This is a genomic window from Flavobacterium sp. (assembly GCF_044368625.1).
In the GTDB taxonomy this organism is placed as follows: Bacteria; Bacteroidota; Bacteroidia; order Flavobacteriales; family Flavobacteriaceae; genus Flavobacterium.
Genome location: NZ_JBIPPD010000097.1, coordinates 1 through 11,525 on the forward strand (window position 1 = coordinate 1; position 11,525 = coordinate 11,525).

At 36.8% G+C, this 11,525-nt stretch carries 11 protein-coding genes; 4 read left to right on the plus strand and 7 right to left on the minus strand.

Features of this window, described 5'->3' with window-relative positions:
• Together ACIQ2X_RS08835 and ACIQ2X_RS08840 are read right to left on the minus strand one after the other, a co-directional pair.
• The coding region (locus ACIQ2X_RS08835; RefSeq protein WP_396178564.1) for a GTP-binding protein at window positions 1–980 on the minus strand (980 nt) is incomplete at its 3' end.
• Window positions 981–986: 6 nt separating this feature from the next.
• Window positions 987–1,334 carry a MerC domain-containing protein gene (locus ACIQ2X_RS08840; RefSeq protein ID WP_396178565.1) on the minus strand — a complete coding sequence of 116 codons (348 nt, stop codon included), beginning with the start codon at window positions 1,332–1,334 and terminating at the stop codon, window positions 987–989.
• An 87-nt stretch (window positions 1,335–1,421) separates the two neighbouring features.
• Here ACIQ2X_RS08840 and ACIQ2X_RS08845 point away from each other — a divergent pair, with 87 nt between their 5' ends.
• The 3 genes from ACIQ2X_RS08845 (at window position 1,422) to ACIQ2X_RS08855 (ending at window position 3,341) form a co-directional block, all read left to right on the plus strand.
• Window positions 1,422–1,799, plus strand: coding sequence for a Fur family transcriptional regulator (locus ACIQ2X_RS08845; RefSeq protein ID WP_396178566.1), 378 nt, complete (start codon window positions 1,422–1,424; stop codon window positions 1,797–1,799).
• A gap of 68 nt (window positions 1,800–1,867) precedes the next feature.
• Window positions 1,868–2,521, plus strand: a complete 654-nt coding sequence (locus ACIQ2X_RS08850; RefSeq protein WP_396178567.1) for a metal-dependent transcriptional regulator — start codon at window positions 1,868–1,870, stop codon at window positions 2,519–2,521.
• Window position 2,522: 1 nt separating this feature from the next.
• Entirely contained in the window at window positions 2,523–3,341 is an 819-nt protein-coding gene (locus ACIQ2X_RS08855) for a ZIP family metal transporter (RefSeq protein WP_396178568.1), read from the plus strand.
• Here the strand turns inward: ACIQ2X_RS08855 and ACIQ2X_RS08860 are convergent.
• The 5 genes from ACIQ2X_RS08860 to ACIQ2X_RS08880 form a co-directional block, all read right to left on the minus strand.
• The gene (locus ACIQ2X_RS08860; protein ID WP_396178569.1) at window positions 3,338–3,466 is read right to left on the minus strand and encodes a FeoB-associated Cys-rich membrane protein; all 129 of its coding nucleotides are present in this window, start codon (window positions 3,464–3,466) and stop codon (window positions 3,338–3,340) included. The genes ACIQ2X_RS08855 and ACIQ2X_RS08860 overlap by 4 nt on opposite strands.
• 42 nt (window positions 3,467–3,508) lie before the next feature.
• Window positions 3,509–5,746 carry a TonB-dependent receptor family protein gene (locus ACIQ2X_RS08865; protein WP_396178570.1) on the minus strand — a complete coding sequence of 746 codons (2,238 nt, stop codon included), beginning with the start codon at window positions 5,744–5,746 and terminating at the stop codon, window positions 3,509–3,511.
• A gap of 106 nt (window positions 5,747–5,852) precedes the next feature.
• Entirely contained in the window at window positions 5,853–7,955 is a 2,103-nt protein-coding gene (gene feoB / locus ACIQ2X_RS08870) for a ferrous iron transport protein B (RefSeq protein WP_396178571.1), read from the minus strand.
• 6 nt (window positions 7,956–7,961) lie between these two features.
• Window positions 7,962–8,195: a ferrous iron transport protein A gene (locus tag ACIQ2X_RS08875; protein ID WP_396178572.1), complete on the minus strand. Its 234-nt coding sequence runs from the start codon at window positions 8,193–8,195 to the stop codon at window positions 7,962–7,964.
• A 57-nt stretch (window positions 8,196–8,252) separates the two neighbouring features.
• Window positions 8,253–8,924 (minus strand): SCO family protein, encoded by a 672-nt coding sequence (locus ACIQ2X_RS08880; RefSeq protein ID WP_396178573.1) that lies wholly within the window; start codon window positions 8,922–8,924, stop codon window positions 8,253–8,255.
• Window positions 8,925–9,056: 132 nt separating this feature from the next.
• Here ACIQ2X_RS08880 and ACIQ2X_RS08885 point away from each other — a divergent pair, with 132 nt between their 5' ends.
• Window positions 9,057–11,117, plus strand: a complete 2,061-nt coding sequence (locus ACIQ2X_RS08885) for a M13 family metallopeptidase (protein WP_396178574.1) — start codon at window positions 9,057–9,059, stop codon at window positions 11,115–11,117.
• The last annotated feature ends 408 nt before the right edge of the window (window positions 11,118–11,525 follow it).

Consider the following 11,525-nt stretch of genomic DNA (forward strand, 5'->3'; position numbering starts at 1 on the left):
ATACGTTCAGAAAAAGGCATACTTGCCCACCAAACTCCCGCACCTTCTGATTTTATTGAGCCACCCGCTTGAGACCAGTTTAGTGCTTGATCGGGTCTGGATGCAAGCCAAAAAAGTCCTTTACTTCTGATTACAGTTGGTGGAAAATTAGAAATAAATTCCAAAAATCGCTGTGGATGAAAAGGCCGATGATCTCTAAAAACAAACGAAGTGATGCCATATTCTTCGGTTTCGGGAGTGTGAATCCCTTCTAGTTCTTGTATCCAACCGGCAGCAACTTCGGCTTCTTCATAGTTAAAAAGACGGGTATTGATAATTTCTTTTGGTTGAATTCTACCCATTTCGGTTCGGATGATATTGGCAACGGGATTTAATTTTTTTATTGATGCTTCAAGTAAATCCAATTCAGTTTTAGTAACTAAATCGGTTTTGTTTAAAACAATGACGTTGGCAAATTCTATTTGGTCAACCAAAAGGTTTACAATAGTTCTTTCGTCATTTTCTATATCGGAAGCTTTTATATCTTTCAACGTTTCGGCACTACCAAAATCTTTAAAAAAGTTAAAAGCATCGACTACCGTAACCATCGTATCGATATAGCTAAAACGCGATAAATCGATATTTTCCTCTTCGTTTACAAAACTGAACGTTTGCGCAACGGGAATAGGTTCAGAAATTCCGGTACTTTCAATTAGTAAATAATCAAACCGATTTTCTTTGGCTAGTTTTTCGACCTCAAGCATTAAATCTTCACGCAAAGTGCAACAAATGCAACCGTTACTCATTTCGACTAATTTTTCTTCGGTTCTAGACAAAGTATTTTCGGCTTTTACCAAATTAGCATCTATATTTACTTCACTCATGTCGTTGACAATCACAGCGACTTTTAAGCCTTCTTTGTTATGCAGAATATGATTGAGTAAAGTGGTTTTTCCAGCACCAAGAAAACCTGATAAAATTGTAGCAGGTAATTTATTCATTATAATTTAGTGTTTGTGATTTCTGAAATTTAAAAGATGTCCGACAATCATACCTATACCTCCGAGATACAATAAAATAGTATGTCGTTCGGTCATTAAAGTATAGATAAGGCTTCCAATAATTAAAAACATCGATGCCGTTAAGACTATTTTTATGGCAAATGGCGAATTGGATTTGACAATTCCTATCAATGCATAAAGCCCAATGCACACAAAAAATAAATCAATCCAATGATTGTGTGCTATTCCTAAAGGCAAAATAGTTATAAGCGGAAAAACCAAACAATGTATTAAACAAAGTGAGGCACTTGAAATACCTAAAACATCATTAATTTTCTTTGATTTTACATTCATTTGATTACTTTTGTTAACGCAATTTTGTTGCAAATATAGATGAAATTTACTTTATTGCAACATTGTTGCGTTATTTTTTAAAACAAAATGAAAACTACAAGAAATACTACCGCAAAATCCGTTATTTTAAATCTCATTACACAATCTAAAGTTGCTCTTTCGCACGCTGAAATTCAAACACTTACTGATGGAATTTGCGACCGAGTAACGATTTACAGAGTGCTGGACCGTTTGGTAAATGAAGATTTAATTCACAAAATTGTAAACCTTGAAGGGACTATAAAATATGCAAATTGTTCGCAATGTCATGGTACACATTCGCACAATCATGTCCATTTTAGTTGCCAAAAATGTCAGTTGGTAACTTGTTTAGAAGATGTAAAACCTTCGTTTACAATGCCAAAAAATTATCAAATCAAAGAAATTAATTTTACTATATCAGGATTATGTCCAAACTGCATCTAATTTTTTAGATTAAACTAAAAATTAATTTTTCATATTCAAAAAATGTGTAGCTTTGAATAAAAAATTGGATGACTTTTTCAGAAGAAAATTACCTTAAAACCATTTACCATCTCACAACAAGTTTAAATGCTGGGGTGAGTACCAATGCTATTGCCGAAAAAATGGAAACCAAAGCTTCTTCGGTTACTGATATGCTAAAGAAACTGGCGGAAAAAGATTTGGTGGATTACAAAAAATACCAAGGCGTTTCGTTGACTATAAATGGGAAATTAGCGGCGAAAATGATTGTACGAAAACACCGCCTTTGGGAAGTTTTTTTAGTGGAAAAGCTGCATTTTTCTTGGGATGAAGTCCATGATGTGGCCGAACAATTGGAACACATTAAATCGGAAAAACTCATCAACAAACTGGATGATTTTCTTGGAAATCCAACCGAAGATCCGCACGGAGATCCAATTCCGAATGCCAAAGGAGAAATCAAAAAGATGGAAAAACATTTACTTTCCGAAATGGAAATTGGAGAAAAAACCATTTGTGTGGGTGTAAAAGATTCATCATCGGATTTCTTGAAATACCTCGACAAACAACAAATTGCTTTGGGTTCAATGATCGAAATTATAGAAAAAGAGTGTTTCGACGCCTCCTTAATCGTTTCGGTAGACGGAAACGGGATGACTATTTCCAATAAGATTGCATGTAATCTTTACGTAAAAACCATATAATATGTTCGAACAAATTATTGACTATTTCGAAAACATCGACCCTATTTTGGCCGCATTCCTGGCCACCGTTTTCACCTGGGGTCTAACCGCTTTTGGCGCTTCATTTGTATTCTTTTTTAAAAATATGAACAGGGCAGTGCTTGATGGAATGCTGGGTTTTACGGGTGGCGTTATGGTTGCGGCAAGTTACTGGAGTCTTTTGGCACCCGCCATAGAAATGAGTGAAGGTGAAGGATTTGTAAAAGTAATTCCGGCAGCGGTAGGTTTTATAATGGGAGCGGTTTTTTTGTTTGGTTTGGATAAAGTTTTGCCGCATCTTCATATCAATTTCAAGGAAACCGAAGGGGTAAAATCGCCTTGGCAACGAACGACTTTATTGGTTTTGGCCATCACACTTCACAACATTCCAGAAGGTTTGGCTGTTGGTGTGTTGTTTGGTGGCGTTGCTGCTGGAATTCCCGAGGCTTCCATTGCCGGAGCGGTAACTTTGGCCATTGGAATCGGTATCCAGAATTTTCCTGAAGGAATTGCGGTTTCAATGCCCTTGCGAAGAATGGGAATGAGCCGTTGGAAAAGTTTTATGTACGGACAATCTTCGGCATTAGTTGAGCCTGTTGCTGCAGTGATTGGAGCGGTTGCAGTATCTTTTTTTACACCCATTTTGCCTTATGCTTTGGCTTTTGCTGCTGGAGCAATGATTTTTGTGGTAGTAGAAGAAGTGATTCCCGAAACGCAACAAGATAAAAATACCGATATTGCAACGCTTGGATTTATTGGAGGTTTTGTCGTGATGATGACGCTGGATGTAGCTTTGGGTTAATGGCAACCGCAATCATCTGTGCCGCAATTTTTTGCTTTTTTCTTTTTCCAAAAGAATTTTCTTGCCAGAAAAAAAACGGCTGCAAATAGAATAATGAAAGCTATTATTTCTTGAAAAGTCATCATAAAATAGGTAAAGGTGCTCTAAAAATAGAGCACCTTTTTAGGTTAAAGTTTAGCACCAATCGAGATGTAGAATGTTCTTCCTTCACCAGGCAAGATTCCTGGTCCTGGATATCCTCCAGCTCTTCTTGTGGCGTAGTTTTCGTCCAATAAATTGTTTACTCCCGCTCGAATGTTATAATTTTTTAAGAATTTATATTCGGTCGATAAATCAAAAACACGGTATTCATCTAAAAGTCCTGTCACACCATTGGCAGAAGGCGTTACTGTGTTGTTGGCATCCGTAAAAATTCTCCCCGCCATTCTGTATTGTGCCGTAGCCGATATATTGGTATTACTCCAAGAAAGTCCAAAATTATGAATGTATCTTGGCGCATTTTCGACTCTATTTCCCGACAAGTTGGTTTCTGTTATGGTTACATCTGGTGCTGATCCTGAAGTATTGAAAATTCTAAAATCAGTATAACGGCTGTCGATAAAACTTACCGATGCAAAGAAATCAAGATTTCCGTAGGGCTTTTCAACGTTAAAAAGTTTTGTAATATTTAAATTTCCAAATCCTTCTATTCCTTTATTTACGGTTTCCCCAAGATTGGTTCTAAAAAGAAAAGTTCCTTGAGTGGGGTCGTTGTTTACAAATTGTCTGATGCCGCCAATTCTGTTATTGTAGCTCAAATAAAACAAACTAAAATCAAAGTTTAAATAGTTGTTAACCGTTCCTCTGTAACCAATATCGGCATTAAAACCGCTTGCATCTTTAAGGTCTGGGTCAATAACATCCGTAACCGCTGGAGGCGTAAAATCCGAAAACAATACAGGTCTAAACGCTTGGGTAATATTGGCGTAAATATTGGTCGTTCTAAATTTATATTCCAATCCCAGTCCAAAAAGCGGTTGACTTCTTGAAATGGTTTTGTTGGGCATTGCAACATCATTTCCGTTACTAATTCCAAATCGGCCATCGCCCGAATTTTGAATGTATTCATAACGAACACCTGGCGTTACGCTAAATTTTTCGGTTACTTTAAATTGATTTTCTGCAAAAACGGCTACGTTGTCTGTTGTAAAGTTTAAATCACGAACGTATCGTCCATCAATTGACAAATCAAAATCGGAACCTGTTGTGCCACGATCATCTTGAAGGCGTTGCGTGTTGGCTTTGTACAAACGCACACCAAAAGCAAGATTATTGGTTATTTTTCCAAGTTTGTATTTATAGATATTTCGGTTTTCTATTCCAAAATTTTCGTAAAAATCGCGATCAACACGTCTATTAGCATAGTCATTTGTAGCAGGATTAATGGCATCCACCACATTTGGCGTAGCTGTAAAACCGATACTATTTCGTTCGCCTACAAGTCCGAAAAGCTTGGTGTTTGATGTGAATGTTTTACTGATTTTGGTGTCAAAATTTACAGAAAAAACATTCCAAGGGGTTCCAAACCAGTTTCGTTCCCGTAAAGATTGTCTTGGGTTGGCTTTAAATTGTTCGTCGGTTAAACCGCCAGCTTGCTGCATTTGGTAATCCATATTGGTATATTCTGCCGAAAGTTTTGTGTTTTCAGTAAACCGATATTCCACAAAAGCGTGGGTATTTCTTACCGTATATGCACTGTTTTCTCTCCAACCATCCGCACTACGGGAATGATTATAGACGTAGTAAGAAAACTTTTTAAAACTACCACCAATTGCGTTGAAGCTACTCATCAAGCCGTAACTTCCTACGGTATTTTGCGTTTCAAAAGAAAATTTCTTTTTGGTTTCTCTTTTTAGAACATAATTCAAAGTGCCGCCAAATTGAGGTCCAAATTGCAACGACGAGCCCCCTCGAACCAATTCGATAGTTTCCACAGCTTCCAAAGGTGGATTGTAATAGGCCTCGGGATAACCAAAAACATCGGAAGAGATATCGTATCCGTTCTGACGGGTATTCAACTCCCAACTCCTATTCGGACTTAACCCTCGAACGCCCACGTTGATTTGAATTCCTGAACCTTCGTTTTCCCAGATGGTAACACCTGGAACTCGCGCAAAAATTTCTCGAGCGTTGTTAGTGGTAAAATTTCCATTAATATTAGAAAGTCGTAACACCTCATTTTTTTTACCCGAAAAAAGAACATTTTCTTTAATTTCTGGCATTCGTTCTGGGCTTTGCTGTTTTGCAACAATAACAACAGGTGCTAATTTCTTGATGGTATCATTAAAATCGTTCTCAAAATTATCTTGAGCGGTACTTATGTTAAAAAAAAGGAGGGACAAAAAAACAAACGGCAGGTTTTTCATTTCTTATTTAGATTAATTCTATTGTGCAAAACTAAGAAATAAAATTTATTTAGACAAAATATAAATAAACAAATTTTTTGAAGTTTTGAAATAAAAAAGCGATTCGTTATTTAAGGATTTGATAAGCCAATAATGCCACAGCATAAGCCAAACCACTCATAAAAAAGAGTTGAATGACTGGCCATTTCCAGGTGTTGGTTTCCTTTTTTGTAATCGCCAAAGTACTGGCACATTGCATCGCAAAAGCATAAAATAACAAAAGTGAGATTCCAGTAGGCAAATCAAAAACTTTTTTACCGGTTTCGGGATGTACTTCGGAAGCCATTTTGTTTTTAATTGGCTCTTCGTTAGCTGTATCGCCCACGCTGTAAATTGTTGCTAGCGTTCCAACAAAAACTTCTCTAGCGGCAAATGAAGTAATTAAAGCAATACCGATTTTCCAATCGTAACCCAATGGTCTGATGGCCGGTTCGATGGCGTGACCCATAATCCCGATATAGGAATTTTCTAGTTTATACGAATTAATTTCAGAATTGAGTGCTTCACTGCTGTAATTTTCAAATTTTGGATTGTTTTTTACAATATTTTCAGCTTCCGAAAAAGTAGTTCCCGGACCGTAAGAGGCCAAAAACCATAAAATAATTGAAATCGCTAAAATTATTTTTCCCGCTCCTGCAACAAAAGCTTTGGTTTTTTCCAACACATTAATAGCTACATTCTTAAAAATAGGAACCTTATAATTGGGCATTTCGATTACAAAAAACGTTTTCCCTTTGATTTTTAAAATCTTATTTAAAATATATGCCGCAAATATTGCTGTTGCAAAGCCTAGTAAATAAAGCAACATCAAGGTTAAACCTTGTGCATTAAAAATGCCAAAAACACGTGTTTTAGGAATAACTAAAGCAATTAAGATAGTGTAAACGGGTAATCTAGCAGAGCAAGTAGTGAACGGGGTTACGAGAATTGTTATCAATCGTTCTTTCCAGTTTTCGATGTTTCTCGTGGCCATAATAGCAGGTATAGCACAAGCGGTTCCAGAAATTAATGGCACCACACTTTTACCACTCAATCCAAATCTTCGCATAATTTTATCCATCAAAAAAACCACCCGACTCATGTAGCCGCTTTCTTCTAAAATGGAAATGAACAAAAAGAGAAATGCAATTTGGGGTATGAAAATCACGATGCCGCCGATTCCAGGAATGATTCCTTGCGAAATTAAATCGGTCAATACACCTGCAGGTAAGTGTTGTGCCGTCCAACTGCTAAAATTGGCAAAAGTGGCGTCAATAAAATCCATCGGGATGCTTGACCAGTCAAAAATAGATTGAAAAATCAAAAGTAGAATACTAAAAAATATTACATACCCCCATATTTTGTGGGTCAAAACACGATCTAATTTGCTATGAAAATCAATTGCATTATCTGCATTTACAACTTTTCCTACTTTCAAGACATCATTAATAAACTGATACCTTTTGATGGTTTCTTTTTGTTGCAAGCGCTTCAATTCGGAATTTGATTTAGCAAAATTATGCGTTTCTATAACCTTTTTATCTACCTTCGAAAAGTTAGCATCTTGTGTTATAACCAACCATAATTTATACAGAGATTGGTTTGGAAACGCATTTCGTAAACTTTCAAAATAAGGAACATCGATGCTCGATGCGTTTAAACAAGGCGCTATTGAAAGCGAACCGTATTCAACAATCATCATTTTAAGATTGTCAATTCCAATGTTTTTTCTGGAGCTTACTAGCGCAATTCGGGTCTTGAGTTGTTGTTCCAAGAACGGAATATCAAGCGTGATTCCTTTTACTTCCATCCGATCGGCCATATTGATGACTAAAATCGTAGGAATTTCTAAATCCTTTATTTGGGTAAAAAGGAGTAAGTTTCGTTTTAAATTTTCTACATCGGTAACCACAACTGCCACATCTGGATACAGGGTATCATTCTTGTTGAGCAAAAGTTCGATAACCACATTTTCGTCTAGTGAACTCGCATTCAAACTGTAAGTTCCAGGTAAATCTAAAATAGTTGCCTTAAAATCTAAAGGTAAGTTACAAATCCCTAATTTTTTTTCGACCGTTATTCCCGGATAGTTCCCTACTTGTTGGTGCAAACCCGTAAGTAAATTAAAAACAGAGGTTTTTCCCGTATTGGGATTTCCGATTAGTGCAACTTTTATATTTTGGCTAGACATACTGATTTATGCTTCTGTTGTTTCAATAAATATATCTTTCGCCATTTCTAATCGAATGGCCAGAAGACTGTCGTTGATGTTTAAAAACAAAGGATCTCCCAAAGGTGCTTTTTGAATTAAAATAACAGAATTCCCGGGCAAACAACCCATTTCAATCAATTTAAGCGGAATAACATTACTGTCAAAGTCAGTAATTACGGCGTGTTCTCCGATGCGAAGTTGTGCGATAGACTTTTGCAAACCTTATTTAGATTAAGTTTAGATTGCGAAAGTACAAATTAAAATACTAATAACACGTTAATTTTTATTTTCAGACAACCATTTTACATCTTCAATTAGTCGGTTGATGTCTTCGGTTTTGGTACCGTCATAAAAACCACGGACGCGTCGTTTTTCATCTACTAAAATAAAATTTTCAGTATGCACCATATCATACAACTCCGTTGGACTTCCGGTTTTTACAGCCAAATAGGATTTACGAGCGATCCCGTAAATTTCTTTTTTATCGCCGGTAACCAGATTCCACTTGGCATCCACAACGCCCTTTTCAATTGCATATTTTTTTAAAACAGAAACACTGTCAATATCAGGTAAAACCGAATGCGAAAGCAACATCACTTTTGGATTGTTCAAAAAAGCGTTTTGAATTTCAACCATATTCGAAGTCATTTTGGGGCAAATGGTTTGACAAGTGGTAAAGAAAAAATCGGCAACATAAATTTTACCTTCGTAATCTTTTTGCGTTATAATTTTTCCGTTTTGATTGGTAAATGCAAAATCAGCGATGGTGTGGTATTTACTCACATGTTGCACCGTAGAATCAACCAATTCGGGGTTGACATCGGCAGGATTCATAATAGGCAAACGCTTTTCTGGCGTCAATGCGTTCATAAATAACGCGATGCTAATGACTGAAAAAATCAGGAAAGCAAATAAAAAAGTTTTGTATTTTTTGAGCATTTTAAGCATCTTAAAAATTTAAAACAAAAATACACAATCCTGCAAGTTATTTTCCAATCACAATTGTTATCTAAATCATAAAATAGCCTTTTTGTGAAATGAAAACGATATTTTTGAAAAACTATTAAAAATCTGAATTCAATGAACTACTACTTTAGTAAAAAATTACTCTATGTACTCCCCGTTTTAGCAGGGATTACCACTATGAACGGACAGACAAAACCTACAAAAACGCCCGGAATTGACGTTACCTTGATGGACAAAACCGTTCGACCACAAGATGACTTTTTTAATTATGTAAACGGCGATTGGTTGAAAAAAACCGAAATTCCAAGCGACCGAACTCGTTGGGGAAGTTTTGACGAATTGCGTCAAAATACCGACAAAGATGCGTTGTTAATTTTAAAAGAGGCTTCTAAAAATCCCGCCTACACTTCCAAAACCGATCAAGGAAAAGCGGTTGGATTATACCGAACCATCTTGGACACCGTTACCCGAAACAAACAAGGAGTCAGCCCACTGAAACCTTATTTAACAAAAATTGATAAAATAAAAAATGTAAAAGAATTACAAGCTTTATTGATTGAAATGGAACCCATTGGCGGCTTGGGATTTTTTGGCGTAGGCGTTGAAGCCGATGCCAAAAACAGTAATCGAAATGTGGTTTATCTTGGTGTAGGTTCAGTAGGGTTGCCAGATCGTGATTACTATCTTTCTGAAGATGCGGATTCTAAAGAAAAAAGAGAAAAATATACCGCACACGTAGCTAGAATGTTGGGCTTTTTGGGTCAAAATGCAGCCCAAGCCAAATCCGATGCTGCAAAAATTATGGCATTTGAAACTGCACTATCGGCTCCAAGATTGGATCGTGTAGAACGTCGGGACGATCGAAAAACCTACAATCCAATGACCGTTTCTGATTTGCAAAAATTGATGCCTTCTATCAATTGGAATACGTATTTAACGGGTGTAGGTTTGAAAGATATAGACTCCGTAATTGTATCTCAACCCAAATACATGGTCGCTTTAGAAACCATGTTTAAAGAAAACAAGGTGGACGTTTGGAAAGCATATATGAAATGGTCGCTTTTACGCTCTTCGGCCTCGCAATTGTCAACCGATATTGAAGTTGCCAATTTCGATTTCTACGGGAAAACCTTGACTGGAGCAATCAAGCAAAGACCACGCGACGAACGTGCTTTGCAAGTAGTGAATGGTGCTACGGGAGAAGCCTTAGGAAAATTATATGTCGAGAAAAAGTTTCCGGCTGAAGCCAAAGCCAAAGCGGAGAAAATGATTAAAAACGTATTTTTGGCATTTGAAAACCGAATCAACAATTTGCCTTGGATGAAAAAAGCGACGAAAGTGGCTGCGATTGAAAAATTGCATAAATCAAGAGTGAAAATCGGATATCCAGATAAGTGGAAAGATTATTCGGCATTGACTATCAAAATGCCTGAAGAAGGCGGAACTTATTTTTCAAATAGTGAAGCAATCGCACGATGGTCCTTTAAAAAAAACATAGAGGATTTGAACAAACCTGTAGACAAAGACGAATGGTTCATGTCGCCACAAACGGTGAATGCCTACTACAATCCATCATATAACGAAATTGTATTTCCAGCAGCAATTTTGCAACCGCCTTTTTACAATTACCAAGCCGATGAAGCCGTAAATTATGGTGGAATTGGAGCTGTAATTGGACACGAAATTTCACATGGTTTTGACGATTCAGGTTCACTTTACAATGCCGATGGGAATTTGATCAACTGGTGGTCGGACGAAGATTTGCAATTGTTTACCGGTCTCGGAGGATCATTGGCTGATCAATACAGTGCGTTGCAGCCCTTGCCTGGAATATATGTGGATGGAAAATTCACTTTGGGCGAAAACATCGGTGATTTAGGTGGAGTAAATGCGGCTTACGATGGACTGCAATTGTACTTGAAAGAAAATCCAAACCAGCCATTGATTGACGGATTCACGCCTGAACAACGTTTCTTTATTTCGTGGGCAACCATTTGGCGCACCAAAGCCCGTGACGAAGCCATCAAAAATCAAGTAAAAACTGATCCGCATTCTCCAGGAATGTATCGGGCTTACGTTCCGTTGCAAAATGTGGACGCTTTTTATAAAGCTTTCGACATCAAAAGCACCGATGGCATGTACATCGACGCGGAAAAAAGAGTGAAAATTTGGTAAACAATCCCAACCCTCTCCAATGCAAAATAGCAATCGGGAAAGGGAACTAGAAGTGGAATAATATTTATTTAAAAAGCTTCGGAAGTAAAATTTCGAAGCTTTTTTTTGTTTCGAAAACTTAACCAGTTTTGAAAACTTTTTATGGAAAAAAAATGTCAATTATGTGATTGTAAAGACGAATTTGCGATGGAAAAATTTTCCGACATAAAATAAAACACCAAATAGTGTACATATATATCTACAAAATAGTGTATAATGATTGTTACAAATATTTCCGATTTTAGAAAAGATATCATTGCTATCCGAAAGTTTTGACGATTTTAGAAATAAGCATTGTAACTGCCTATAAACAGGTCAATATTTCAACTTTATGCTGAAAATAAGTCAGAACTGAATTCTAATTGCGGT

What these genes read in the sequence shown, in the direction of transcription:
- ACIQ2X_RS08840 (WP_396178565.1), bottom strand. Translation starts at nt 1,334, where the DNA reads ATGAATGTAAAATCAAAGAAAATTAATGATGTTTTAGGTATTTCAAGT.
- ACIQ2X_RS08845 (WP_396178566.1), top strand. Translation starts at nt 1,422, where the DNA reads ATGAAAACTACAAGAAATACTACCGCAAAATCCGTTATTTTAAATCTC.
- ACIQ2X_RS08850 (WP_396178567.1), top strand. Translation starts at nt 1,868, where the DNA reads ATGACTTTTTCAGAAGAAAATTACCTTAAAACCATTTACCATCTCACA.
- ACIQ2X_RS08855 (WP_396178568.1), top strand. Translation starts at nt 2,523, where the DNA reads ATGTTCGAACAAATTATTGACTATTTCGAAAACATCGACCCTATTTTG.
- ACIQ2X_RS08860 (WP_396178569.1), bottom strand. Translation starts at nt 3,466, where the DNA reads ATGATGACTTTTCAAGAAATAATAGCTTTCATTATTCTATTTGCAGCC.
- ACIQ2X_RS08865 (WP_396178570.1), bottom strand. Translation starts at nt 5,746, where the DNA reads ATGAAAAACCTGCCGTTTGTTTTTTTGTCCCTCCTTTTTTTTAACATA.
- feoB (WP_396178571.1), bottom strand. Translation starts at nt 7,955, where the DNA reads ATGTCTAGCCAAAATATAAAAGTTGCACTAATCGGAAATCCCAATACG.
- ACIQ2X_RS08880 (WP_396178573.1), bottom strand. Translation starts at nt 8,924, where the DNA reads ATGCTTAAAATGCTCAAAAAATACAAAACTTTTTTATTTGCTTTCCTG.
- ACIQ2X_RS08885 (WP_396178574.1), top strand. Translation starts at nt 9,057, where the DNA reads ATGAACTACTACTTTAGTAAAAAATTACTCTATGTACTCCCCGTTTTA.